The sequence below is a fragment of the Rathayibacter sp. VKM Ac-2927 genome (assembly GCF_022815525.1).
GTDB lineage: Bacteria > Actinomycetota > Actinomycetes > Actinomycetales > Microbacteriaceae > Rathayibacter > Rathayibacter festucae.
This window is the reverse complement of record NZ_JALGRT010000005.1, coordinates 25,226-48,785: the sequence shown is the minus strand read 5'-3', so window position 1 is coordinate 48,785 and position 23,560 is coordinate 25,226. Positions and strand designations below refer to the sequence as shown.

Here is a 23,560-nt window from a genome sequence, read left to right as displayed (position 1 = left end):
GCAACAGGCGAGTCGAAGTCGTTATCGGACGCCGCTGATCCGTCTCGTCGAGCCTCGACGCGCCCTTCTCGGCCGTCCGCCGAGGGGGATGATGGACGCACCTCGTCGCACGGCGGGGCGGGGCGGAGCGGGGGAGAAGCGCATGGCCGGTACCTCTCAGGAGCCGGGCGCGCTCGAGGAGCGCACACCCTCCCCCCGCGGCCCGTACCGCACGGGCATCGAGCGACGGCGCCAGATCCTGGACGCCGCGTTCCGGGTCTTCGGCCGCCGCGGGTACGGCACGGCGTCGCTGCGCGAGATCGCCGAAGAGGTGGGAGTGACCTCCGCCGGGATCCTCCGCCATTTCGGGTCGAAGGAAGAGCTGCTGCTCGCAGTCCTCGACCGGTTCGACGACGAGAGCGAACTCAATCGCGCCCGGCGCTCCTCGGTCAGGGGGCTGGCGTACTTCGCCCTGCTGCCGGGGTTAATGGAGCGCCACCGCGAGCACCCGGGGCTCATCGAGCTGCTGCTCACCATCTGCACGGAGGCGTCCGACCCGGCGCATCCGGCCCGCGACTGGGTCGTGCGCCGCTACAACCGCATCGTGCAGGAGGCCGTCAGCGCCCTTCACGAGGCGCTCGAGGACAGCGAGATCGCGCCTCTGACGCAGGCGCAGTGCGAGGGCGAGGCCCGGCTCCTCTTCGCGGTGATGGACGGGCTCGAGCTGCAGTGGCTCGCCGATCCGACTCTCGACCTCGGCGAGCTGTTCCGACCCGTCTACGAGAGCACTCTCGCTCGATGGAGGGCGCTCCGACCGGAACGCGTGTGAGCGGGGGGGACTCGTTGCGCTGGTCGTCCTGATCGGCCGGGAGGATCTCGCTCGTGCCAAACTCGGACCATGCGGGAGCCGGGAAGCGAAGAGCACAGGAACGTGCCGTTCCGGGCGGCCCCGCCGACCATGCGCGATATCGCGGAGTCGCTCGGTGTCTCACGTCAGCTCGTCTCCCTGGTCCTGCGCGGAGCCGCCGGCCCAAGTGCGGAGTCCCGCGATCGCGTGCTCGCGGCGGCGGCCGAGCTCGGCTATCGGCCGAACGCGTCGGCTCGCCAGCTCCGGCAGCAGCGGACCGGGCTCTTGGGTGTCGCGTTCTCGATGAGCAATCCGTTCCAGTCGCGCGTCGTCGAGCGCATGATCGTGCGCGCCGCCGAGAAGGGTTTCCACGTGGTACCGCGCCCGATGGCGGGGGAGCACCCGAGTGAGGACGCGATCGCCGCGCTGCTGGAGGAGCGGGTCGAGGGAATCGCGGTCTTCAATGCCGATCCTGCCGCTCCTGCGTTGGCGGACGCTCGTCGGAGGGTGCCGATCGTATGGCTCGGCGAATGGGTACGGGACGAGGATGTGGACAACGTGCACGTCGACGAAGCGGCCGGCCTGCGCGCTGCGATCGATCACCTCGTCTCGCTGGGCCACGAGAGGATCGGCTATGTGGGTGGTCTCGGCGGCTTCCTCGGAGAGGATCGCGCCGCGGCCTACCGGGCAGCCATGGAGGCGGTGGGGCTTGGTGACCGGGTCGACGTGATCGAGAGCGGGTTCGATGAGGAGTCCGGCGCCGACGCGGCTCGAGCGGTGCTGGCTCGGTCCGACCCGCCGACGGCGCTGGTGTGCTGCGGAGACCAGGTGGCCACCGCGGTGCTGGCCGTGCTCGCCTTGGCCGGTGTCCCCGTTCCGGGTCGGATCTCGGTGGTCGGCTTCGACGACAGCCGGTTGGCAGGTCTGAGCTACCACCGGCTCACCTCCGTCCGGCAGGACGTGGAGCGCACGGTCGAGGCGGCCCTCGAGACCCTGGTGGAGCGGATCGACGGCTCGGAGACCCCTCGCCGGCGCATCGCCACGCCCGCCGAGTTGATCGTCCGCAGCTCGACCGGCCCCGCGCCGGAGGGAGCGGTCACCGCACCTGCTTGATCGGGATGACGACCAGGGTGCCGACCAGGGAGATCACCCCGGCGCCGATGAGCATGGCGACGTAGTTGTCGGTGCCGCCTCCGAGGCCGAGCAGCGCGAGTCCCGCTGCAGGGGCGAGCGACTGCGGCAGGGAGTTCGCGATGTTGATGACTCCGAGGTCCTTGCCCGGCTTGGCCGGGTCGGGCAGGACGTCGACGACGAGGGCCGTGTCGACCGCGGCGTAGACGCCGTAGGCGAGACCGAGGACGATCTCGGCGACGTAGAAGACCGCGACCGTGTCGCTCACTGCGAGGATCACGAAGCCGACGCCGGTGAGGGCGGTCGATCCCGCAACGAAGATCTTCCGTCGGCCGAGCTTGTCGCTCAGCCAGCCCGAGACAAAGGCGGCGGCCATCAGCGCGATTGTGTAGAGCAGCACGCCGAGGGCGATCGCGCCGACCGCGGCCTCGGCGTCGAGACCGAGGTGGTCCTGCATGTACAGGAGCCGGTACGTCGTGAAAATGAACATCGCGAACGTGATGAGGAATCGCGACCACCAGGCGAGACCGAAGTCGGGGAACTTCAGCGGGTTCGTCCAGAAGGTGCCGAGGACCTGACGCAGCGAGAAGGGGCGGGGCTCGGCGGCGGGAAGGCGGTCGGGAGTGACGAAAACGTACACCGCGACGAGGACCACGCCCAGGACGCCGGGGAGGACGAAGAGCACGGGCAGGTCGTCGACCAGCAGCACGGCTCCGTAGACGCCCGCGAGGATCGACACGTTCTGTGCCAGGGCGAGAGTGCTGGAGGCCCGGCCGCGCTGCTCGGTCGGAACGTTGTCGGCGAAGCTCGCGATCAGCGCTGCCGAGGCGGCGTTGGACGCGAGCTGGCAGAGCAGCCACGAGAGCGTGAGCGTCAGGACGTCGTACGAGCCGGCCACCAGGACCAGCCCGAGTGCGAGCGCGAGGATCCCGCCCAGCAGCCACGGCTTGCGGCGACCCCAGCGGGTGCGGGTGCGGTCGCTCAGTGCGCCGAAGACCGGGTTGCCGATGAGGGCGCCGAGTGCGCCGATGGGGAGCACGGTCCCGATGATCGCCGCCGGGTTCCCCGGGTCCAGCTCCTGCGCCTTGAGCTGCATGCTGACGATGACCGGCGACAGGATGGCGATGAAGATGCCGAACTGCGCGAGGCCGAGGGCGGGGATGTACCACTTGCTCAGCGGTCTCGTCGAGATCGGGGTGGTGTAGGGGTGTGCGGGGACATTCGTCGTCATCGACGCCTCCTTGTGTCGGGCGGAAGCCCGCGCTGGATCTCCATAATTAGCTCGTGCTAACATCGGGTTGAGTCACCATAGCTCGTGCCAAACGGAATGAGCAACGAATTCTCTGCGGAAGATTCGAGGGGCTGTTCACCGCCGACGATGCCGAGGAGACGCCATGCTGCCGACCCACCTGCCCACCCCCGAGATGGTCCTGCCTGGTTCCGGCGAGCCCGCCCTGCGCTGGGGGATCATCGGTCCCGGCTGGATCGCGGGGATGTTCGCCGACGCCGTGCACGCCCATTCCGCCCAGCGTGTCGTCGCCGTCGGCTCGCGCTCGCAGGACCGGGCGGACGTCTTCGCGGCGGAGCACGGCATCGAGCACGCCCTCGGCTCGGTCGAGGCTCTCGTGTCGCATCCGCAGGTCGACGTCGTCTACATCGCGGCACCGCAGAGCGAGCACGAGGCGCTCGGTCTGCAGGCCGTCGCTGCGGGCAAGCACGTGCTCATCGAGAAGCCGTTCACCGTCACGGCGGCCGAGGCCCGCACCCTCACCGAGGCGGGTCGGGCCGCAGGCGTACTGGTGATGGAGGCGATGTGGAGCCGCTACCTCCCGCAGGCCTCCGTTCTGCGCCGGCTCCTCGCCGACGGCGTCCTCGGCGAAGTGCGCTCCGTCATGGCCGACCACGGCCAGCTCATCCCCACCGATCCCGCCCACAGGCTCAACCGACCCGACATGGCCGGAGGCGCCCTGCTCGACCTCGGGGTCTATCCCATGCAGTTCGCGTTCCAGGCGCTCGGCGCACCCGAGAGCATCCACACCCTCGGCGCACTCACCACGAGTGGTGTCGACGCCTATGCGACCGTCGTCATGCAGCACGGAGGACTCGGTCAGTCCGTCGTCACCACCTCCATGGTCGCCCGGAGCCACACCAGCGCATCGATCGCCGGCACAGACGCCGCGATCACCTTCGCAGGCCCCTTCTACAACCCGACCTCGTTCCGACTCGCCGCCGCCGAGCACGGCGGCCCCGTCATCGACTGGAGCGACCCCACTCCGCTGCGAGGCTTCGACGCCCTGTCGTGGGAGGCCACCGCTCTCGCCCGCTTCGTCGGCGAGGGACGGCTGGAATCGCCGGTCCACGACCACGACGAGACCATCGGGATCATCGGCGCCCTGCAGGAAGCCCGAGTCCAGCTGGGCGCCGTCGGCGCCGTCCGCGATGAGGTCAACGCATGAACGCATCACCCGACGCGGCACGCATCGCGGAACTCGAGCAGCAGGAGCGCGACCTGGTCTTCGATCGCTTCGACAACGCGACCGCGTACCTGCTGGGTTCGCGTCTGGCGCGCCTCGCGTTTGAGCGCGGACTGAAGGTCGGAATCGACATCCAGCGACCCGGGTTGACGCTCTTCCGAACGATGCTGCCCGGTGTCACCGCTGACCAGGAGGTCTGGATCCAGCGCAAGGCCGCTCTCGTCCTGCGGATGGAGGCCTCAGGAGCACTCGTCGAGGCGCGCTTCGGAGGCTTCGATCCGTCGAGCATCGGATGGCTCGACCACCGATACGCCATCACGTCGGGCGCGTTCCCCATCAGGGTGACAGGCGTCGGCGTCGTGGCTGTCGCCACCGCCTCCGGGCTGTCGTCCGAGGAGGACCACGACTTGATCGTCGAGGGCCTCCGCGCGCAGATCGCGGAGGAACGGTCGTGATCGAGAGCCCGCCGCTGCCGCAGCTGCTCCCCGGACAGCGGGCTCGGATCCGGATCTGGGACCGCGCCACAGGGGCCACCCGCACCGTCGCCGAATCGGCGGAGCTGCTCTTCGAGGCACCGAACTGGACCGGCGACGGACGCCTCCTCGTCAACGCGCAGGGCCGGCTCTGGCTCCTCCCCGCCGACGGCTCGGCGGCACCGGCCGCCATCGACGCTCCAGGACTGCCGCCCGTCAACAACGACCACGTCCTCGACCCGGCCGGAGACGTCGTCTTCGCGTCGGCGAACGACTGGCACATCTGGGCCGTGCCGCTCGGCGGCGGCGAGCCCACCCGGCTCACCGAGGAGGACGGCGCCCTCCACTTCCTCCACGGAGTCCGCCCCGACGGCAGACGGCTCGCCTACGTGCGACTGGAACCTGACGGCGACGACTGGTGGGCGTCGGCCACGATCCACACGATGTCGAGCGCGGGCGGCGACGACCGAGCCGTGACGCGCCACCCCGGACCCGCCGACGGCAGCGAGTGGACGCCGGACGGCGAGTGGATCCTGTTCAACACCGAGCAGTTCAGCGACGCGCCCGGCCATGCGCAGCTGGCGCGGATCCGCGAGGACGGCACCGGTCTCGAGCAGCTCACCTTCGACGAGCGGGTCAACTGGTTCCCGCACGTCGACCCGACCGGCGAGGTGGTCGTCTACCTCAGCTTCCCTCCCGGCACGACCGGCCACCCCGGCGATCTCCCCGTAGAGCTGCGTCTCGTCACGGTCGGTGCGTGGACCGAGCCGACAACCGTCGTCGGGCTCTTCGGCGGACAGGGCACCATCAACGTGCCCAGCTGGGCCCCCGACGGCTCGGCGTTCGCATTCGTGGACTACCCCCTCACCCCATGACCAGATCGGGAACGGAACAACTCATGCCTCAGCGACTGCGAGTCGTCATCGTCGGCACCGGCATGATCGGTGCCGCGCACCTGCGCGCCGCCCGTATCGCCGGGGCCGACGTGATCGGCGTCCTCGGCTCCACCGCCTCTCGCTCAGCCGCCGTCGCTGCCGAGTGGGGTGTTAAGCGCGCCTACTCCGACCTCGATGAGGTCGTCGCCGACCGACCCGACGTCGTGCACATCTGCACCCCGAACGACACTCACGTGCCGTACGGAGTGCGCGTTGCACGAGCGGGAATCCACCTGATCGTCGAGAAGCCGATCGCGACCTCGGTCCAGGACGCCGAGCAGCTGGTCGCCGCCATCGATGATGCGGGCGTCATCGGAGCCGTCCCGTTCGTGTACCGGTACCACCCGATGGTCCGAGAGATCCGAGCACGCCGACTCGCGGGTGACCTCGGTGAGGTGCTGCTCGTGCACGGCAGCTACCAGCAGGATTGGCTGGCGTCTTCGAACGCCTCCTCGTGGCGCGTCGATCCGGAGAAGGGCGGCCCGTCGCGGGCGTTCGCGGACATCGGCTCCCACTGGGCGGACCTCGCCGCTTTTCTCACGGGGGAGGAGCTCACCGCCACGACGGCATCGTTCTCGATCGCGTACCCGTCCCGTCCGATCGGAGCAGGAGCATCGTTCGGGGGCGAAGTGACGGGGACACCTCGCGTCGATGTCGTGACCGAGGACATCGCCACTGCGACCTTCCGCACAGCGCGGGGGATCCTGGCCAACACGGTCATCTCGCAGGTGTCAGCCGGCCGCAAGAACCGGCTCTGGCTCGAGATCGACGGATCCGCCGGATCCGCGGTCTTCGATCAGGAGCACCCGGAATCCGCGTGGTTCGGCGGCACCGACGGCTCGACTATCGTGCACCGGGGCGAGGGTGCCGTCTCGGCGGATCAGGCCAGGATGAATCTGATCGCCGCCGGGCACTCGCAGGGTTGGACGGACGCGTTCGCGCAGTTCGTCGCCGACGCGTATGCCGCGACCCGAGGCGAGCACCCGGAAGGCCTGCCGACGGTCCACGACGGCTTGCGCTCCGTTCGCACCGTGGACGCGGTGCTCCGCTCCTCCCGGAGCAACGTCTGGACCGACATCGCCACCGGTGTTCAGCCGGTCCCAGTACTGGAGGCTGGTCAGTAGTAATCGGCAAGCGGCTCACGGGTCAGCTCGCAGATCTCATCGTCCGGAGAGCGGACTAGCTCCTCGGGCCCCTCACACCACGCAACTGCATTCGACAGACCGCAATCGACCGAGAAGGCGACCCATGACCGTGACACTCCCCGCCCCGCGACCGATCGACCCCGGCTCCGTACCGGAACTGCGCTGGGGAGTGATCGGCACGGGCATCGCCGCCAAATTCGTGCGCGCGATCCACGCGCACACCTCTCAGCGCGCCGTCGCCGTTACCGCGCGCGACGCCGAGAAAACCCGTGCGTTCGCCCAGGAGTACGGGATCCCGACCGTGCACGACTCGGTCGAGGCGCTCCTGGCGGACCCGCAGGTCGATGTCGTCTACGTCGCGACTCCGCATCCGCTGCACCGCGCCCAGGCGCTGGCCGCGATCGCGGCGGGCAAGCACGTGCTTGTAGAGAAGCCGATCGCGATGTCTGCGCGCGAGGCGCGCGAGATCACCGACGCCGGACGGGCGGCCGGCGTGCTCGTGATGGAGGCGATGTGGACGCGCTACCTGCCGCAGGCCGACGTGATCCGTCAGGTGCTCGCGAGCAGAGTGCTGGGCGAGGTGCGCCTCGTGCGCGCCGACTTCGGGTTCCTGATGCCGTTCCTCCCGGAGCACCGGCTCTGGAACCGCGAGCTCGGCGGCGGCGCGCTGCTGGACGCCGGCGTCTACCCGATCTCGTTCGCCTCGTCGGTTCTCGGCGCCCCCACCTCGGTGACCGCGTCCGGCTCGATCAACCAGGCGACCGGAGTCGATGCGAGCGTCGACCTGCTGCTCGAGACGGAATCGGGCGCGCGGGCGTTGCTGTCGACCTCGCTCGAGGCATCGCTGCCGGTCGAGGCCCTCGTCGTCGGATCCGCAGGCCGGCTCCTTGTGCACAGCCCGTTCTTCGGTCCCAGCGGGCTCACCCTGACGCTCGGGGGGCTGGGGACAGAGGAGTCCGCGACCTGGACCGACGACTCGCATCCCGAGCTGCACGACGGACTCGCGCACCAGGCCACGGTCTTCGCGTTATACGTCGCGCAGGGGCTCGTGGAGTCGCCCGTCCACCCGCACCACGAAGTCATCTCGGTGATGGCGACGATCGACGAGGCCCGCCGCCAGGTGTCGGAGGAGACCGCCCCGGGATCCTCGATCCAGCACACCGTCGCGTTCTCGCTGGTGCACGAGGCGGGCTCATCCCAGGAGGAGGAGTTCCTCGCGAGCGCTCGCCGGATCCTGACGGGGGTCCCGGGCGTTCAGGACTTCACTGTGAAGAGGCAGGTCAGCCCCAAGAACTTCCTCTCCTGGCAGTTCTCGATGGTGTTCGCCGACCGGGCGGCCTTCGCGGCGTACGACGCGCATCCTGCGCACGTGGCCTTCGTGCAGGAGCGCTGGCTGACCGAGGTCGCCGAGTTCCAGGAGGCCGACTTCGAGGACGACGTCCGCTAGAGCTCCTCGCGCGTTCTGCCATGCAGTGATTGCACGCGTCAGGCGATCAGGCCTTCGACTTGCGCGCGGGCCGATCTCAGCGCTGCCACAGCGAGATCGTGGTCCTCGCGAACGGATCCGACCAGTCCCGAAACGGCAATCGCACCGACAACGCTCCCGTCCACCACCACGGGCACCGCCCCGCCGGCTACCGCGTACTCGAGCGGGTCGAGCCAGCTCGGCGGCTGTCCGGACAGCTCCTGACGCAGCACGAACTCCAGACTCGGCACCTCGTGCAGGAGAGCGGTGTTGATCTTGCGGCGGACCCAGTCGTCGTGCTCGGCCGTCGTCCCGGCAAAGGCGAGGTGGTAGACGCACTGCAGCCCGCGGGTCACCCGGACGGCGACCGCGAGACCGTCTCGCTCGGCGATCGCGGCCGCTGCTTCTCCGAGGCGCCGCGCGTCGGCGTGATTGAAGCGCGACAGGGTCCTGAGAGGCAGCTCCGATCGGATCTCGTCCAGCAGGTCAGCGGTGCTCATGATCGTCCCCATCCGTCAGCTCGCGGAGGCGGATCTCCCGCCATCGGCACGCCGCACCGGGCCCCCACCGGTCATCGCCCAGTCCTGGATCGTTGTCGTGAACCTCGAAGGCGATGTGCCCGGAGGGGCCGAGCAGACCCCAGACGGCGTCCGGGTCGTAGCCGGGGTACTGCATCGTCGCGGTGTCGAGAGAGGCGATCAGTCGCCCGTTGATCCAGCTCGTGACGACGGGGCGCTCGCCGACACAGCGGATGCGCAGAGTGTTCCAGTCACCGAAGCGCCAGGAGCGGAGGAAGGGCTCGATCGACGATGAGCGGGAGAGCAGGGCGCGCTTCTCCGGGGTGACCGGCTCGTACGACTGCGCCGGATCGTCCTCCCTGAGCCCGATCGGAGTCCCGGCGGTGTCGCGCTCGACGTCGACCGCGAAGGGGACCCCATGGAAGCCGCCGATCCCATTGCCGTAGAAGCCGCCGATCGAGCCGGACTGACGGTGGTCTACGAGGACCTGGAGTCCCTCCCACGAGTCCCGTCGCCGCCGGATCATCACGCCCGTGTCCGCTGGCCAGTCAGGTCTCAGCTCGAGCTCGAGCTCGAAATTCCCGAACGAGCGCTCGCTGACGAGGTACCCTCCCCATCCCGGCGCGGCCGGGTCCTGGCGTCCGACAATGGCGCCGTCCTCGACGCTCCAGACAGCGGGATGCTCGGCCGCGCGCTCGTTGTAGTTGGGAGGGAACCCCGGGAGCGCCTCGAGCACCGACGGTCCGCCCGGGGCGATGGTACCGTAGCTGCGCGGCGCGGCGAACCAGCCGGCGAGGCTGCTCCCGTCGAAGAGCGATGTCCACCCGGTCACGATGCGGCCGCCTTCGCGCGGGGGCGCGCCACTCCCGCGGCGAGGCGGATCTGGTCGATCACCCGCATGGTCGCGACGAAGTCGGCAGGGCCGGTCGCCGGCTCCTCGCGGGACTCGAGCGCCTGCACGACGGCGTCCAGTTCGTGATCGTATGTCTCGCGCCCACCCACGGTGAGGCGATCGGACCGGCCGTCGCGCTCGAGGCTCACGCTGTGACCGAGATGCGGGAGCACGAGGTTGTCGACGTGCAGACGTCCTCGGGTCCCCACGACCGTGAGGGGAGCGGCGAACGCGCTCCTTGCCGCCATGCTCGCGTGAAGTCGCACGTCCACGCCGCCGGGCAGCTCCAGATCGGCATCGATGGTCTCGTCGGCCCCGAGAGGTCCCGCGATGTGCGAGGCCGAGACGACAATCGGCTCGGCGCCGCCGATCGTGCGGATCCAATGCACGGGATAGCAGCCGAGGTCCATCAACGCCCCGCCGCCCAGTTCCGGAACATGCCGGAGAGAGGAGGGTGAGAACGGGTTATCGGCGGTGAAGGCGGCGCTGATCGAGACCGTGTCGCCGATCGCACCCGACTGCACCAGGTCGAGGATCCGCCCGGTCAGCGGGTGGTAGTGGTCGTGGAACGCCTCCATGACGAGGCGGCCGGTGCGTGCGGCCACCGCCGCGACCTCGACGGCTTCCTCCGCGTCCATGGTGATGGGCTTCTCGCAGAGCACATCCTTGCCCGCCTCCATCGCCGCGATCGACCAGCGCGCGTGCTCGGATGGCGGGAGCGCGACGTAGACAAGGTCGACCTCGTCGAGTCCGAGCAGTGCCTGATAGCCCTGCAGCGCGGTCGGGACTCCGTTCTCGGCGGCGAAGCGCTCTGCTGCCGCGCCGTCACGAGCCGCGATCGCAACGACCGAGACGTCACCGCGCCGCCGTGCCGGGTTAACGAGGGCCTGCGGGGCGATGCCGGCCGCGCCGAGCAGTCCGATGCGAATCACGCGTCGTCCAGCGGGTAGTCGACGTAGGCGAATGCGCGGCTGTCCGGCGACCAGCTGTTGACATTCATGGTGCCCTGCCCGCCGAACACCTGTACGAGATCGACGACGTCTTCGCCGGCCGGACCGCAGACCCGGATGATGCAGTCGAGGTCGGCAGGGTGCCCGAGCGTTCCGGATGGGAAGCTGATGAACGCGATTCTGCTTCCGTCAGGGGCGATGTGCGGGAACCAGTTCACGCGCTCGTCGAAGGTCAGCTGCTCGGTGCCGGATCCGTTCGGTTTCATGCGGTACAGCTGAGCGTGACCGGGTCCGGTATCGGCGCGCTCAGAGTTGAAGTAGAGCCACTGGCCGTCCGAGGAGTACTCGGAGCCGTCGTCGGGGAAGCCGTCCCTCGTGATCGCCACGTCCTCGCCGCCTGTCGCAGGGATGGCCCAGATGTCTCCGGCGCCCCACTCCCCATCGACCCCCTGCTCGATGCCGATGTAGGCGAGGGTCGCACCGTCGGGGCTCACGCCGTGGAGGAAGTGGAGTCGTCCGTCGTCGTTGGTAATGCGCACCGGTGCACCGCCGAGAAGGGGAGCCCGGTAGATGTGCCAGTCGTTCGCCGAGATGAACACGTGCTCCCCGTCGGGGTCGAGCACGTGATCATTGTTCAGCTCGGGCAGCGAGCCGAAGTCGATCCGCTCCGGTGTCGATTCCGCGGTCAGCGCCAGACGGAACAGGTGTCCATTCCCGTTGACGATCAGCGCGGAGCCGTCGAGGGTCCAGTTCGGAGCCTCGTACAGCACCGACTCCGATTCGTGGGCGATGCGGTCCTCGCCGGTGGTGACGTCGATGATGTGGATGCGGGAGCGCTGCCCGGCAGCGAGTTCGCGGGCCATGGAGTTCCTTCTCGAGGTTCGTCGTTCACTTGAGGGCGCCGGCCGAGAGGCCGCGCTCGAAGAGCTTCTGGAGGCAGAGGTAGGCGACGACCTCCGGTAGTGCCGTGATGACAGCCGAGGCGAGCACCTTCGTCTGGTCGTCGGTGAACTGGCCCTGGAAGAAGCTGGGCACCTGGGTCACCACCTGGAAGTCGGCGTCCTGCAGGAAGATCAGCGGCAGGAGATAGGAGTTCCACGTGCTGATCAGGGTGAGGACGACTACGGCGGCGGCGATCGGCCTGGTCAGCGGCAGGATCACGTGCCAGAAAGCCTGCAGCGTCGTCGAGCCGTCGATGCGCGCGGCTTCGACGAGAGCGTCGGGAATGCCGTTGACGAATGTGCGCGTGATCAGCACGGTGAACGGGATCTGGAGCGCAGCCAGGGGCAGGACGACCGCCCAGTAGGTGTTGTAGAGGTTGGTCGAGGTCGCGGTCACGAAGAGCGGAGTGATCAGTACGACTTCGGGCAGGGTGAGGGCGGCGAGGAGCATCCAGAAGAAGAACTCCTTGCCGCGGATACGCAGCTTCGAGAATCCGAATGCGGCGAGCATCGTCACGGCCCACACGATCGCGATGGTGAGGACGCTGATGATGACGCTGTTGCGGAAGAAGAGCGGCAGCTCGGGCAGTGCGAGCACGGCCAGGTAGTTGCCCCAGCCCTGCCCGGCGAGGGAGCCCTGCACCATCGCGACGAGGGGGAGGAGGAACGGCAGAGCGAGGACGGTGATCAGCACTTGCAGGAGCAGTTTCCCGGGGAGGGTGCGTGCTTCGAGCATCAGGAGTTCCTCTCCTTCTTGTCACCGTTGCGGGCGCTGAGGATGATCGCCATCGCGAGGGCGAGTATCAGCAGCAAGACCGAGAGGGCGGCCGCGTAGCCGACATCGCCCAACGGCACCGCCTGGCGGTAGATGTAGGTCCCGAGGAACTCGGTCGCGTAGTTCGGCCCGCCCAGGGTGACCAGGTAGGGGATGTCGAACAGCTTGAGGGAGGCGATGGCGGTCAGCATCGCGAGGGCGACGACAGTGCCCTTGATGCCGGGGACGATGATGCTCCAGATCACGCGGATGTTGCCGGCGCCGTCGATCCGGGCGGCCTCGATGATCTCGGTGTCGATCTGGCTCATGGCGGAGTAGTAGAGGATGAACGAGATGCCGGTCGACTGCCAGACCTGCATGATCATCAGCACCCCCAGGGCGGTGCTCGACTGAGCGAGCCACGGCTGAGCAAGGAATCCCAGGCCGATGGCCTGCAGCAGCTCGTTGACTGGACCCTCGCCGGCGAACATGATCCGGAAGACCGGAGCCATGATCGCGGGGGCGAGCACGACCGGGATGAAGATGACGACCTTGTAGAGCACGGCGAACCGGATCTTCGAGTGCAGAAGCACTGCGAAGAGGATTCCCAGGACCGTCTGCACGACGAAGGTCACGACGAAGTAGAGAGCGGTGTGCTGGATCGTCCCCCAGAAGATCGGGTCGGCGAGAGCACGGGCGAAGTTGTCCAGGCCGACGCTCTGCGGGTTCGGGCTTACCCCGTTCCAGTCGAGCGTCGCGACATAGCCGTTGTAGCCGATGCAGAAGTAGATGATGCCGCCGGAGATCACCAGTGCGGGGAGGATCCACGGAAGTCCCGAGGCCCGCATCGCGGGACGACGTGAGCCGCGCCGCGCCATGCGCGCGGACGGAGGGGGCGGGGTGGCGCCGACGAGGTCGTCGGAGACGCCGAGGTCTTGCACGGACGCGTTCGTCACGGGGTCGCCCTACTGGCCGATCTTCGCGACGAGAGTGTCGATCGCGTCGTCCGGCGAGACGCCGCCCTCGAGGACGGACACGGCGGCCGAGTTCAGGGCCTCGAGCTGCTCCGGAGTCGATTCCGCGTTGCGCGGCTCGGTGATCGCTGCGACCTGGGAGTAGAGATCCTTGATCGCAGGGATCTGCACGTCCGGGTCCACCAGGCCGAGGTCGTCCCACTGCGGTTCCACCCCGACGAGACCGGGGATGAGGTCGACGGCGTTCGCGATGGACTGAGCGCCCTCCTTCGTCGAGGTCAGCCATAGCGCGAAAGTGGTGGCCGCGGCGGTGTTCTTCGAACGAGCGTTCACGGCGAGTCCGTAGTCGACTTCGCCGAAGATGCCGGGAACGTTGCCATTGCCGGCCACGTCCGGGAACGGGACGGGCAGCTGCGTGAACGGCTCGGGGTCGGTCACGCCCGCGGCCGACATCGAGGCGGAGGCGCTCTCGGCGCGGCTGTACTGCGCGTACCAGGTGCCCATCTGCACCATCGCGGCCTTCTGTGAGAGGAAGGCGTTGTTGGCGTCCGGGTACTGGGTGAGACCCACGACGTCCGCGGGGATTATGCCGTCGGTCTGCATCTTCTTGAGGATGGTGAGGCCTTCCGCGAACGCGGGATCGTCCCAGCCGACCTCGCCGCGGATGGCCTTCATCCAGATCCCCGGTTCGACACTGGCGACGATGGTGCGCCAAGTCTCGACCGTGAAACCGTTCACGCCGACCGCTCCCATCGCCATGCAGTCCTTCCCGATCGACTTCAGAGCTGCGCAGACGCTGACCCACTCGTCGTAGGTCGTCGGTGCAGCCACTCCAGCCTCATCGAGCAGGTCCTGGTCGATCCACAGCATCCCCGCTGCCACGCCGCCCATCGGCACCGCGGCGATCGAGTCGTCCTCCCGAGTGAACGAGTCCGGGGAGAAGGTGTACTGGTCCGCCCAGTCGGCGCCGAACTCCTCCTCGAGTGCGGGCCGGAGATCGAAGGCGAAGTCGCCGTAGGTCGGGAACGAGCCCGTGTCGCCGCCGGGTGCCATGTCGAAGACGTCCGGGCCGGAGTTCGACGTGAGGCCGGGCCGGAGGGCGGAGTTGTAGTCGCCGTTCTCGAAGTTCTTGTAGGTCACTTCGATGTCCGGGTAGACCTTGTTGAATTCGGCGATGTAGGCGTCGCCGACCCCGGCGTCGGGTGTCCAGCCCCACCAGGTGATTGAGCCGGAGGTGGCGTCACCGGAGGGCTCCGACGACGATCCGCCGGCGCAGCCGACGAGGCCGAGGGCCAGGCCGACCACGGCGGTGGCGGCCGCGGTACGGGTGATAGTGCGAGCCAGAGTGCTGTGGAACCGCATTGTTCGATGTCTCCTCGTCATTGAGTCGCAGGACCGCGGGAGCGGCTGGTTCGGAAAGCTAGCACGATTCGGTCAACTTGGGTACGGTACGTAAGAAAGAAGAACCCACCACACGAAGAGGTGATCCCATGGGGGACAACTACGGAGCCCTGCTCGACCTGATCCGTTCGGGAGGCTCTATCAGCCGGGTCGAACTCGCGGTGCGCTCCGGCTTGACCGAGGCATCGGTATCGCGGATCGTCAAGCAGCTCCTGTCGGACGGGGTGATCGCCGAGACCGGCCGCGGAGTCTCCACGGGGGGTAAGCGGCCGACTCTCCTGCAGCTCGACAACGCCTCCCGCCATGCGATCGGCCTGTTCATCGCGGAGACCCGTGTCGAGTGCGTGCTCACGGACCTGGCGGGGCGGGTGATCGCCTCCGCGACGTCGCCAGGCATGGCTCATCAGAACCGTGCTGCCCTCGTGACGCGGGCCGCCGAGTCCGTCGATCAGCTGCTGATCGACGCGCGAGTGGATTCCGAGACGCTTCTGGGGATCGGTGTCGCCGTCTCCGGTCGGCAGGCGTTCAGCGGCTATGCGACCCGGGTGCATCCGTTCGATCTCGCCGAATGGCAGTGGTCGTTGATCGAGCGCGATCTCCGCGAGGCGACCGGCCGCTCCATCTCGGTCGAGAACGACTCCACCTGCGCGGCGATCGGCGAGTTCTGGAGCAGTCGGGCGCCGGCGGCGAAAGACTTCGGTGTCGTCAACATCTCGAACGGGATTGGCTTCGGGCTGGTCACGGGAGGCGATGTCTACCGCGGCGCAACGTCGAACGTGGGCGAGATCGGCCACATGGTCCTCGACGTCGACGGCCCTGAGTGCCCGTGCGGGAACCACGGCTGTCTGGAACGGCTGGCCGCACCTCCGCAGATCGTCGACAACGCGCTTCGGAATCCCGGCCTCGTCGCCCGCCTGGGGCTGTCGGGTGACGGAGAGGACACGCTCGAGGACTACGACAGGATCGCGACGGCCGCAGTCGACGGCGACGACGAGGCTCGGGACCTGCTCACCGCTGCGGCCCGGTACATAGGGATCGCGCTCGTCTCCCTCACGAACGTCCTCGACCTCGAGCGGATCGTCCTCACCGGTCCGGCACTGGACATCGCGGGTCAGCTCGTGGTCGATGTCGTGGCCGCAGAGCTCCAGAAGCGCGCCTACGTGCGCGACATCCACCCGACCGAGGTGCGATTGGCCGACTCCGGACGGCACGCCTCGGCGATCGGCGCCGCAGCCCTCGTCATCCATGAGCGGCTCGGTGCAGTCCGACGGCCGAGAGAGCTCGCGATCGTCGGCTGAGAGCCGACCGCAACGCTTTCACCGAAGAAGCACCTGACAAAGGAGTCACGATGAACGACGCAGCAACAGAAATGCAGCCTGGCCCGACTCCGGGCGCCCAGGCGTGGCTCCGGCCGGCCGGTCGCACGGGGCTGACGGTCTCGGCGATCGGTCTCGGAGGAGCGCCGCTCGCCAGCATGCCGGAGGTGCTCGGCTACTCGGTGCCGGCGGACAGAGCGGTTGATCTCGTCGAGGCCGTGCTTCGGAGCCCCGTCGACGTGATCGACACCTCCAACGGCTACAACGACGGCGAGAGCGAGCGCCGCATCGGCACCGCTCTCGATCGCGTCGGCCGCGATCGGGGCACCGTGATCGTGACCAAGGTCGACGCCTCTGGTCGCGATTACTCGGGCGATCGGGTCCGCCGATCGGTGGAGGAGAGCATGCAGCGCCTGGGCATGGACCGTCTTCCGCTTGTGCACCTCCACGATCCGGAGTTCTTCGAGTTCGATGAACTGGCGGCCCCCGCGGGCGCGGTCGACGCGCTCGTCGCGCTTCGGGAGGAGGGCGTCATCGGCGCTATCGGCGTCGCCGGCGGACACGCGCCCACCATGCAGCGCTACATCGACCTGGGCGTCTTCGATGCGCTGCTCGTGCACAACCGACTCACCCTGGTCGACCGCAGCGCGGAGTCGGTGATGCAGGACGCGTCGTCGCGAGGCATGGCGGTCTTCAACGCCGCGGTCCTCGGCGGCGGACTGCTCGCGGCCCCCCGCTCGGGCATCGTCAGCTACGCCTACCGTCCCGCCTCTCCCGCCGTGCTCGCCGCCGTCGCCGCGATGGCGGACGTCTGCGACGGGTACGACGTCGCGTTGGGCGTCGTCGCCCTCCAATACGCGCTCCGCGAGTCGCTCGTCGACTGCACGCTGGTCGGCATGAGTCGGCCCGAGCGCGTCGAGTGGACGCTCGACGCTCTTGCCCGCCCCGTGCCCGATGAACTCTGGGCGCGCATCGAGGCGCTGCGCCCGTCGCCGGAGCACTGGCTCGACGCCCGCGGCTGATACCGGCACTCGTCCGACAACCACTCGCCGCGAGCCCGCGGCCGAGATCCACCCGTCTCCGAAGGAGAACAGACATGCCCCACGCCCGTATCGACCTGCACAGCGGCTACCGCGATCGACTCCCCGAACTGAGTGCGGCGATCCTCGCCGGAATGGTGCGGGGCTTCGACATGCCCGCCACCGACCTCTTCCAGACCTTCCGCCTCCACGACCCCGGAGAGCTCGTCTTCGGACGCTCCCATCCCGAGCCTCCCCGAGACGACATCGTCTTCATCGAGATCCTCGCCGGTGTCGGCTACGCCTCCTCGGCGGGCAAGCACGACGGCCTGGTCGCGATCGCCGACGAACTGGAAGCGATCGGGATTCCCCGGCACGATCTGCTCCTGCACGTCATCGAGGTGCCCGCGGGAGACTGGTACTCCCCGGGATTCGCCGGTATCGCATGATGACCGCGCCCGTCGCATGACGACGAGCGGACCACTGCGGCAGAGCGCCGCGAGTCGTACGAACGGCGTCGCTGCCCCGCGCAGGAGCCGCTTCGCGGTCATCGGAGCGGGCTGGCGCTCGACCGTGTACCTGGATCTCGCCCGGGCGCGACCTGATCTGTTCGAGGTGACGGGGGTGCTCGCCCGGCGCCCCGAGGAAGCCGCCCGCTCCATCGGTCGCGACGTCGCCCTCGTCTCCGATGTCGACGGTCTACTCGCCACTCGGCCGGAATTCGTCGTCGTTTCGGTGCCGTGGGCGGTCACGCCGACCTTCCTCCGCGAGCTTGTCGGGCGCGGTGTGCCGGTCCTGGCGGAGACGCCGCCCGCTCCTGATCTCGAGGGGCTGCGCGCCCTTTGGCGCGACGTCGGCACGAGCGGCCTGGTCGCAGTGGCGGAGCAGTATCCGCGTTACCCGCTCACCGCGGCGATCGGAGCGCTGGTGGCCGAGGGCGCGATCGGCGAGCCGAGCTTCGTCCACGTCAGTTCGACGCATGAGTATCACGCCGTCGCGATGATCAGGGGGCTGCTCGGCGCCGGCCGAGGACGCGTGCAGGTGACGGCCCAGAGCGTCGTCGCTCCACTGCTCGACCCTCTCGATCCGGGCGGCTGGACGGACGCCGTCGAGCCGGGTCGCGCGGTGCACACTCTGGCGAGCCTCGTGTTCGAGAACGGCACGCGCGGACTGTACGACTTCACCGACAACCAGTGGTGGAACCCGCTCCGTCCCGACCGGCTGACCGTCCGCGGGTCACTCGGCGAGGTTCACGACGACGTCGTGGTCAGGATGATCGGGCCGACCGCCTCCGGGTCGTCCCGACTCGAGAGAGGCGCGTCTGGGCGCGGTCTCAACCTCGAGGGCGCGGACACCACGACCGTCTCGTTCGACGGACGGATCCTCTACCGAAACCGCTTCGAGGGCGGCCGGTTCTCGGATGACGAGCTGGCCGTGGCCGGCCTCGTCGCTGAGGCGGGGGAGTGGGCGCGTGGAGCGGGGCCCTCGCCCTACTCGCTCGCCGAAGCCTGCCAAGACCACGCGGTCGCGCTCGCGATCCGCCGCGCCGCCGTTGAGGGCCCCCTCCTCTCGGACCGGGAGGACTGGGCGTGAACCACGACATTAGGAAGAAAGGTGTCACAGTGACCTTCTCCACCGCCTACACGGGGCTCGCGACCGGCCGGTACGCCGGACGCACCGACCTGCAGACCGGTCAGGTCTCGCAGCTGATCATCGCTGATCTCGAGAACGGTGCCGAGGAGGTAGTGCTCGAAATCGACCGGATGATCGAGTCGCCGAATTGGACGCCCGACGGCCGGTGGCTGGTGGTGAACGGGCAGGGCAGGCTTTACCGCCTGCTGGCGGACGGGTCGGGTCAGCTGCAGGAGATCGCCATAGGCGCGGTCAGCGGGGTCAACAACGACCATGTCCTCTCGCCAGACGGCGAACGCGTCTACTTCAGTGCAGAGGGGCACCTCTACTGCGTCGGTATCGGCGGAGGGAACGCCCGCCGCGTCTCCAACGAACATCCAGCCGAGCAGCAGTACAGCTACTGGCTCCACGGCGTATCGCCGGACGAGAGCACGCTCGCTTACGTCTCGGTCGAGCCGGAGGGCGACGAACCGCGTGCGCGCCGCAATCTCGCACTGATCCCCGCGGCCGGTGGGCCGGAAGTGCAGCTCACCGAGGGCGTGAACGACTTCGACGGGCCCGAGTTCTCCCCGGACGGCGACTGGATCTACTACAACTCCGAAGAGGCAGCCACGGTGAGAGGTCACTCCCAGATCTTCCGGATGCGAACGGACGGGAGCGAGCGCGAGCAGCTCACCTCCGATGATCGCGTGAACTGGTTCCCTCACCTGTCGCCCGACGGAAGCCGGTTCGTCTACATCAGCTACGAACCGGGCACCATCAGTCATCCCGCTGATGTGACCGTCGAGCTGCGGATGATGTCCGCAGCGGGCGGAGACCCGGTCACGGTGGCCACTCTCTTCGGTGGCCAAGGATCGCTGAACACGAACAGTTGGGCGCCGGACGGCCGACGGTTCGCCTTCGTCGCCTATCCGTCGACGTCGCCGTTCGGACGCTGAATCACCGGTCCCGAGAACCGCGGCATCCAGCGAGCAGCGGACTGGTCTGCGCGTCGAGGTCGATTGCGGCGCTCCGACTTCAACGGGTTGAACTCCGCCGGTCTCCGCTACCGGGTCCGCCACGGCTCGCCGATCCGGCACCACCGCGAGCGGACTGCAGTTCCCGCCCGATCGCCGTGGAATCGTCAGAAGGGCACACCTTCGGTACAGGGACGCTCATCGATCCGTCGAGGAATGTCGAGATCAGCTGATTGAACGCATCCGGGTTCTCCAGGAAAGGGAAGTGAGAGGAGGCCACCGGCGGTGCGAGAACGACCGTGTGCGCATCCGGCATGAGGGCGGTCATCGCCCTGAGTCCTTCAGGGTCGATGTGGCTTCCTTCGCAGCCGACAACGAGGGTCGGCGACGTGATCCTCTGCACGACATCGGTCCAGTCCTGATTCGCATGATCGAAGAGGAGTCGACCCGCTTCGGTCGCTGAGGTCGACTGCATGGCGGAGAGCACCTCACTCCGCACGTCCGCGTCGACGTCGCCCGCGAACGACCCCGTGAACATCTGAGAGACGACCGCCGCCGCATTCTCGGAATCCATGGCCTGGACGATTCCTCGCACGGTCGCTGAGTCGAACAGGACGCCGGCCGAGACATCGCCTCTCGCACTCATCCACGGGACGTCGAGTAGCAAGGACGGCTCGTCGACGACGATGAGCCTTCTGATTGCCGATTGACCGAAGAGGTCGATGAAGGAGAACCAGACGGACGCCCCCATGGACCATCCGAGTGCGTCGACGTAATCGATGTCCAGGACCGACAGCAGCTCTCGTACATCCGCGGCCAGCCGACTGATGCGATGCCCGAAAGCCGGCACCTCTGAGCGACCGTGACCGCGCAGATCCATCGTGATGACCCGCCGGCTCTCTCGCAGTCCGTCGACCTGTGCCCGGAATAGATCCTGATTGCACAGCCATCCGTGGAGGAGGACGAGCGGTACTCCCTCACCGCCTGTGTCGCGGTAGGCGATCTCGACCCCGTCGGACGTGTGGAACGTGCTGACCTGACTCATCATCGTGGCGCTCCTTTGCGCTTGCAGTGTTCGGACTCTCATTCACGTCATTGGATCGGCGACGAACAGAGGATCACGCGTGATCGATACGACTGCCGGATCGATCTCCGGCCGTCGGCTCCTAGCGTTCCAGCACAACCGCGAGTCCCTGGCCGACTCCGATGCAGATCGCCGCGACCGCGACTCCGCGCCCTCGCCGTTTGAGCTCGTGCGCAGCGCGACCGATGATCCGGCCTCCCGAGGCACCGAGCGGGTGCCCGATCGCGATGGCGCCGCCGTGGATGTTCACCCGCTCGGGATCGAGCTCGGGCCAGGAGGCGAGGCATGCCAGGCTCTGGGCCGCGAAGGCCTCGTTGAGCTCGACGAAGTCCACGTCCGCCCAGGTCTTCCCGGCGTTGCGCAGAGCACGATTCACCGCTTCAACAGGTCCGATCCCGAACACGTCGGGATCGACGGCCGCGACGCCGCGGCCGATGATGCGGGCGAGCGGTTCCGTTCCGGTACCGGCGTCCTCGGAGCCGACGAGCGTCATCGAGGCGCCGTCGTTCAGTGGCGAGGCGTTCCCGGCGGTGATCGTGCCGTCGGGTCGGAAGGCCGGTTTCAGCCCGGCGAGCGTCTCGATGCTCGAGTCCGCTCTGACGGCCTCGTCGCGGGTGAGCGCGACTCCCGGTACCGCGATGACCTCGCCCGCGAACACCCCCGCGTCCCAGGCTGCAGCCGCTCTGCGGTGGCTGGCGACGGCGAACTCGTCCTGGTGCTCCCGGGTGATGCCGAACCGCTCGGCGAGGATCTCATTCGACTCCCCGAGGGAGATCGTCCACTCCTTCGGCATCCGCGGATTCACCAGGCGCCAGCCGAGGGTGGTGGAGTGCAGGGTCTCGTTGCCGACCGGGTAGGGCCGCGACGGCTTGGCGAGGACCCAGGGGGCACGGCTCATCGACTCCACGCCACCGGCGAGGACGAGGCTCGCGTCACCCGACTCGATGGCCCGGCTCGCGTCCATCACCGCCTGCAGGCTCGAGCCGCAGAGCCGGTTGACGGTCACACCTGGCACCGACGTGGGGAGTCCCGCTAGCAGGACGGCCATCCGGGCCACGTCGCGGTTGTCCTCGCCCGCCTGGTTGGCGGCGCCCGCGACGACGTCGTCGACGCGAGTGGGATCCACCCCCGGATTGCGTTCCAGGATGCTGCGGATCGTCACCGCGAGCAGGTCGTCGGGTCGTTCACCGGCGAGAGCCTTGCCGAAGCGTCCGAACGGGGTTCGGACGGCGTCGTAGACGAAACTGGCCCGGGTCATGATGAGGCTCCTCGGTGGGGGACGGCGTCGATGAGAGCGAGTCCAGTGAGAGCGCGCAGCTGCTCGACCGTCTCCTCGCCGAACAGCTCGACGACCGCGAAGCCGTCGGGGGTGACGTCGAGAATCGCTCGGTCGGTGTAGACCCGGCTGACGCAGCGCACTCCGGTGACCGGGTAGGAGCACGCTGGGACGAGCTTCGACGCGCCGTCGCGGGTGAGCAGGTCCGTCATCACGAACACCTGCTTCGCGCCGATGGCCAGGTCCATCGCTCCGCCGACCGCTGGGATCGCGTGGGGTGCGCCCGTGTGCCAGTTCGCGAGATCGCCGCGCTCCGACACCTGGAACGCTCCGAGGACGCAGATGTCCAGGTGTCCGCCCCGCATCATGCCGAACGAATCGGCGTGGTGGAAGTAGGCGGCTCCTTGGAGCTCGGTCACGGGGATCTTGCCAGCGTTGATGAGATCGGGGTCGATGTCGCCGGCGTGTGCTTCCGGACCCATTCCCAGCATGCCGTTCTCGGTGTGCAGGATGATCTCGAGGTCGGACGGAAGGTAGTTGGAGATCAGCGTCGGGGCGCCGATGCCGAGGTTGACGTACGCGCCCTCGGGAATGTCCTGGGCGATGCGGGCCGCAAGAGCGTTGCGGTCGATGCCCTGTCGCGCGGTAGTCGTATCGATGGTCATACGGAGGTCTCCTGGAGGCTGGGGGTGAAGACCCCATCACGGAGCCACGCCCGCTCGCCGACCGCGACGACGCGGTCGACGAAGATGCCCGGGGTGACGACGTTCTCGGGGTCGAGGGAGCCGAGCTCGACGATATCGTCCACCTGGACGACGGTGACGGTCGCGGCCGCCGCCATGACCGGCCCGAAGTTCCGGGCGGTCTTGCGGTACACGAGATTCCCCCATCTATCGCCCGCGAGCGCGCTGATCAGCGCGACGTCGGCGCGCAGCGGGTACTCGAGCACGAAGTCGCGGCCGTCGATGCTCCGGGTCTCCTTGCCCTCGGCGACGAGGGTCCCGAAGCCGGTCGGAGTGTAGAACGCCCCGATCCCGGCGCCGGCCGCGCGGATACGCTCGGCGAGGTTGCCCTGCGGCACCAGCTCGAGCTCGACCTTGCCCGCTCGGTAGAGGCCGTCGAAGACCCAGGAGTCGCTCTGCCGGGGGAAGGAGCAGACCATCTTCCGCACGCGGCCCGCGGCGAGCAGCGCGGCGAGCCCCAGGTCACCGTTCCCGGCGTTGTTGCTGATCACCGTCAGGTCGGTGGCGCCCTGTTCGAGCAGGGCGTCGATGAGCTCGACGGGCTGCCCCGCTCGGCCGAAGCCGCCAATCATCACGGTCGAGCCGTCGGCGATGCCGTCGACGGCGTCGGCCGGCGTCTGCCGTAGTTTCGAGATCATTGCATGCTCCTCTGGGT

24 protein-coding genes are annotated in these 23,560 nt (G+C 68.5%); 12 read left to right on the top strand and 12 right to left on the bottom strand.

Annotated features, from left to right (window positions below; translation table 11 throughout):
- Positions 1 to 142: 142 nt before the first annotated feature.
- Positions 143 to 808, top strand: coding sequence for a TetR/AcrR family transcriptional regulator (locus tag MT353_RS15055; protein WP_243625070.1), 666 nt, complete (start codon positions 143 to 145; stop codon positions 806 to 808).
- A gap of 69 nt (positions 809 to 877) precedes the next feature.
- Entirely contained in the window at positions 878 to 1,939 is a 1,062-nt protein-coding gene (locus tag MT353_RS15050) for a LacI family DNA-binding transcriptional regulator (RefSeq protein ID WP_243625069.1), read from the top strand.
- Here MT353_RS15050 and MT353_RS15045 read toward each other — a convergent pair.
- Complete coding sequence (locus MT353_RS15045) at positions 1,923 to 3,188, bottom strand: MFS transporter (protein ID WP_243625068.1); 1,266 nt, start codon at positions 3,186 to 3,188, stop codon at positions 1,923 to 1,925. The genes MT353_RS15050 and MT353_RS15045 overlap by 17 nt on opposite strands.
- A 163-nt stretch (positions 3,189 to 3,351) precedes the next feature.
- On the opposite strand from MT353_RS15045, the gene MT353_RS15040 reads away from it, so the two are divergent.
- The 5 genes from MT353_RS15040 (at position 3,352) to MT353_RS15020 (ending at position 8,431) form a co-directional block, all read left to right on the top strand.
- The gene (locus MT353_RS15040; RefSeq protein WP_243625067.1) at positions 3,352 to 4,413 is read left to right on the top strand and encodes a Gfo/Idh/MocA family protein; all 1,062 of its coding nucleotides are present in this window, start codon (positions 3,352 to 3,354) and stop codon (positions 4,411 to 4,413) included.
- Positions 4,410 to 4,886: a heme-binding protein gene (locus tag MT353_RS15035; protein ID WP_243625066.1), complete on the top strand. Its 477-nt coding sequence runs from the start codon at positions 4,410 to 4,412 to the stop codon at positions 4,884 to 4,886. Before MT353_RS15040 ends, MT353_RS15035 begins: the two co-directional genes overlap by 4 nt.
- A complete protein-coding gene (locus MT353_RS15030; protein ID WP_243625065.1) occupies positions 4,883 to 5,779 on the top strand; it encodes a hypothetical protein in 897 nt (298 codons plus the stop codon). The genes MT353_RS15035 and MT353_RS15030 overlap by 4 nt, the downstream gene beginning before the upstream one ends.
- Positions 5,662 to 6,963, top strand: a complete 1,302-nt coding sequence (locus MT353_RS15025; protein WP_243625064.1) for a Gfo/Idh/MocA family protein — start codon at positions 5,662 to 5,664, stop codon at positions 6,961 to 6,963. Before MT353_RS15030 ends, MT353_RS15025 begins: the two co-directional genes overlap by 118 nt.
- Before the next feature lie 124 nt (positions 6,964 to 7,087).
- Positions 7,088 to 8,431 carry a Gfo/Idh/MocA family oxidoreductase gene (locus MT353_RS15020; RefSeq protein WP_243625063.1) on the top strand — a complete coding sequence of 448 codons (1,344 nt, stop codon included), beginning with the start codon at positions 7,088 to 7,090 and terminating at the stop codon, positions 8,429 to 8,431.
- Positions 8,432 to 8,469: 38 nt separating this feature from the next.
- Here MT353_RS15020 and MT353_RS15015 read toward each other — a convergent pair whose 3' ends face one another.
- From MT353_RS15015 to MT353_RS14985, 7 genes are read right to left on the bottom strand one after another with little or no spacing between them, the layout of a single operon-like run.
- Positions 8,470 to 8,949, bottom strand: coding sequence for a heme-binding protein (locus MT353_RS15015; protein ID WP_243625062.1), 480 nt, complete (start codon positions 8,947 to 8,949; stop codon positions 8,470 to 8,472).
- Positions 8,936 to 9,799, bottom strand: a complete 864-nt coding sequence (locus tag MT353_RS15010) for a DUF1080 domain-containing protein (RefSeq protein ID WP_243625061.1) — start codon at positions 9,797 to 9,799, stop codon at positions 8,936 to 8,938. The genes MT353_RS15015 and MT353_RS15010 overlap by 14 nt, the downstream gene beginning before the upstream one ends.
- Positions 9,796 to 10,791, bottom strand: a complete 996-nt coding sequence (locus tag MT353_RS15005; RefSeq protein ID WP_243625060.1) for a Gfo/Idh/MocA family protein — start codon at positions 10,789 to 10,791, stop codon at positions 9,796 to 9,798. Before MT353_RS15005 ends, MT353_RS15010 begins: the two co-directional genes overlap by 4 nt.
- Positions 10,788 to 11,672, bottom strand: coding sequence for a biopolymer transporter Tol (locus MT353_RS15000; RefSeq protein ID WP_243625059.1), 885 nt, complete (start codon positions 11,670 to 11,672; stop codon positions 10,788 to 10,790). The genes MT353_RS15005 and MT353_RS15000 overlap by 4 nt, the downstream gene beginning before the upstream one ends.
- 25 nt (positions 11,673 to 11,697) lie before the next feature.
- Positions 11,698 to 12,486: a carbohydrate ABC transporter permease gene (locus MT353_RS14995; RefSeq protein WP_243625058.1), complete on the bottom strand. Its 789-nt coding sequence runs from the start codon at positions 12,484 to 12,486 to the stop codon at positions 11,698 to 11,700.
- Complete coding sequence (locus tag MT353_RS14990; RefSeq protein ID WP_243625057.1) at positions 12,486 to 13,460, bottom strand: carbohydrate ABC transporter permease; 975 nt, start codon at positions 13,458 to 13,460, stop codon at positions 12,486 to 12,488. The genes MT353_RS14995 and MT353_RS14990 overlap by 1 nt, the downstream gene beginning before the upstream one ends.
- A gap of 9 nt (positions 13,461 to 13,469) precedes the next feature.
- Entirely contained in the window at positions 13,470 to 14,840 is a 1,371-nt protein-coding gene (locus MT353_RS14985) for an ABC transporter substrate-binding protein (RefSeq protein ID WP_243625056.1), read from the bottom strand.
- Positions 14,841 to 14,968: 128 nt separating this feature from the next.
- On the opposite strand from MT353_RS14985, the gene MT353_RS14980 reads away from it, so the two are divergent.
- The 5 genes from MT353_RS14980 to MT353_RS14960 all read left to right on the top strand — a co-directional run bounded on the left by MT353_RS14980 (position 14,969) and on the right by MT353_RS14960 (position 19,784).
- On the top strand, positions 14,969 to 16,177 hold the full coding sequence (locus tag MT353_RS14980; protein ID WP_243625055.1) for an ROK family transcriptional regulator: 1,209 nt from the start codon (positions 14,969 to 14,971) through the stop codon (positions 16,175 to 16,177).
- A 50-nt stretch (positions 16,178 to 16,227) separates the two neighbouring features.
- Positions 16,228 to 17,217, top strand: coding sequence for an aldo/keto reductase (locus MT353_RS14975; RefSeq protein WP_243625054.1), 990 nt, complete (start codon positions 16,228 to 16,230; stop codon positions 17,215 to 17,217).
- Positions 17,218 to 17,291: 74 nt separating this feature from the next.
- The gene (locus MT353_RS14970; protein WP_243625053.1) at positions 17,292 to 17,663 is read left to right on the top strand and encodes a tautomerase family protein; all 372 of its coding nucleotides are present in this window, start codon (positions 17,292 to 17,294) and stop codon (positions 17,661 to 17,663) included.
- Positions 17,664 to 17,679: 16 nt separating this feature from the next.
- Positions 17,680 to 18,807: a Gfo/Idh/MocA family protein gene (locus tag MT353_RS14965; RefSeq protein ID WP_243625052.1), complete on the top strand. Its 1,128-nt coding sequence runs from the start codon at positions 17,680 to 17,682 to the stop codon at positions 18,805 to 18,807.
- A gap of 29 nt (positions 18,808 to 18,836) precedes the next feature.
- Complete coding sequence (locus tag MT353_RS14960; RefSeq protein ID WP_243625051.1) at positions 18,837 to 19,784, top strand: biopolymer transporter Tol; 948 nt, start codon at positions 18,837 to 18,839, stop codon at positions 19,782 to 19,784.
- Positions 19,785 to 19,863: 79 nt separating this feature from the next.
- On the opposite strand, the gene MT353_RS14955 is transcribed toward MT353_RS14960, so the two are convergent.
- From MT353_RS14955 to MT353_RS14940, 4 genes are all read right to left on the bottom strand, one after another.
- Entirely contained in the window at positions 19,864 to 20,850 is a 987-nt protein-coding gene (locus MT353_RS14955; protein WP_243625050.1) for an alpha/beta fold hydrolase, read from the bottom strand.
- Between the two features lie 118 nt (positions 20,851 to 20,968).
- On the bottom strand, positions 20,969 to 22,144 hold the full coding sequence (locus tag MT353_RS14950) for a thiolase family protein (RefSeq protein WP_243625049.1): 1,176 nt from the start codon (positions 22,142 to 22,144) through the stop codon (positions 20,969 to 20,971).
- Positions 22,141 to 22,827, bottom strand: a complete 687-nt coding sequence (locus tag MT353_RS14945) for a 3-oxoacid CoA-transferase subunit B (protein ID WP_243625048.1) — start codon at positions 22,825 to 22,827, stop codon at positions 22,141 to 22,143. The genes MT353_RS14950 and MT353_RS14945 overlap by 4 nt, the downstream gene beginning before the upstream one ends.
- On the bottom strand, positions 22,824 to 23,543 hold the full coding sequence (locus MT353_RS14940; RefSeq protein WP_243625047.1) for a 3-oxoacid CoA-transferase subunit A: 720 nt from the start codon (positions 23,541 to 23,543) through the stop codon (positions 22,824 to 22,826). Before MT353_RS14940 ends, MT353_RS14945 begins: the two co-directional genes overlap by 4 nt.
- Between the last annotated feature and the right edge of the window lie 17 nt (positions 23,544 to 23,560).

What these genes read in the sequence shown, in the direction of transcription:
- MT353_RS15055 (WP_243625070.1), top strand. Translation starts at nt 143, where the DNA reads ATGGCCGGTACCTCTCAGGAGCCGGGCGCGCTCGAGGAGCGCACACCC.
- MT353_RS15050 (WP_243625069.1), top strand. Translation starts at nt 878, where the DNA reads ATGCGGGAGCCGGGAAGCGAAGAGCACAGGAACGTGCCGTTCCGGGCG.
- MT353_RS15045 (WP_243625068.1), bottom strand. Translation starts at nt 3,188, where the DNA reads ATGACGACGAATGTCCCCGCACACCCCTACACCACCCCGATCTCGACG.
- MT353_RS15040 (WP_243625067.1), top strand. Translation starts at nt 3,352, where the DNA reads ATGCTGCCGACCCACCTGCCCACCCCCGAGATGGTCCTGCCTGGTTCC.
- MT353_RS15035 (WP_243625066.1), top strand. Translation starts at nt 4,410, where the DNA reads ATGAACGCATCACCCGACGCGGCACGCATCGCGGAACTCGAGCAGCAG.
- MT353_RS15020 (WP_243625063.1), top strand. Translation starts at nt 7,088, where the DNA reads ATGACCGTGACACTCCCCGCCCCGCGACCGATCGACCCCGGCTCCGTA.
- MT353_RS15015 (WP_243625062.1), bottom strand. Translation starts at nt 8,949, where the DNA reads ATGAGCACCGCTGACCTGCTGGACGAGATCCGATCGGAGCTGCCTCTC.
- MT353_RS15000 (WP_243625059.1), bottom strand. Translation starts at nt 11,672, where the DNA reads ATGGCCCGCGAACTCGCTGCCGGGCAGCGCTCCCGCATCCACATCATC.
- MT353_RS14995 (WP_243625058.1), bottom strand. Translation starts at nt 12,486, where the DNA reads ATGCTCGAAGCACGCACCCTCCCCGGGAAACTGCTCCTGCAAGTGCTG.
- MT353_RS14985 (WP_243625056.1), bottom strand. Translation starts at nt 14,840, where the DNA reads ATGCGGTTCCACAGCACTCTGGCTCGCACTATCACCCGTACCGCGGCC.
- MT353_RS14980 (WP_243625055.1), top strand. Translation starts at nt 14,969, where the DNA reads ATGGGGGACAACTACGGAGCCCTGCTCGACCTGATCCGTTCGGGAGGC.
- MT353_RS14975 (WP_243625054.1), top strand. Translation starts at nt 16,228, where the DNA reads ATGAACGACGCAGCAACAGAAATGCAGCCTGGCCCGACTCCGGGCGCC.
- MT353_RS14970 (WP_243625053.1), top strand. Translation starts at nt 17,292, where the DNA reads ATGCCCCACGCCCGTATCGACCTGCACAGCGGCTACCGCGATCGACTC.
- MT353_RS14965 (WP_243625052.1), top strand. Translation starts at nt 17,680, where the DNA reads ATGACGACGAGCGGACCACTGCGGCAGAGCGCCGCGAGTCGTACGAAC.
- MT353_RS14955 (WP_243625050.1), bottom strand. Translation starts at nt 20,850, where the DNA reads ATGATGAGTCAGGTCAGCACGTTCCACACGTCCGACGGGGTCGAGATC.
- MT353_RS14950 (WP_243625049.1), bottom strand. Translation starts at nt 22,144, where the DNA reads ATGACCCGGGCCAGTTTCGTCTACGACGCCGTCCGAACCCCGTTCGGA.
- MT353_RS14945 (WP_243625048.1), bottom strand. Translation starts at nt 22,827, where the DNA reads ATGACCATCGATACGACTACCGCGCGACAGGGCATCGACCGCAACGCT.
- MT353_RS14940 (WP_243625047.1), bottom strand. Translation starts at nt 23,543, where the DNA reads ATGATCTCGAAACTACGGCAGACGCCGGCCGACGCCGTCGACGGCATC.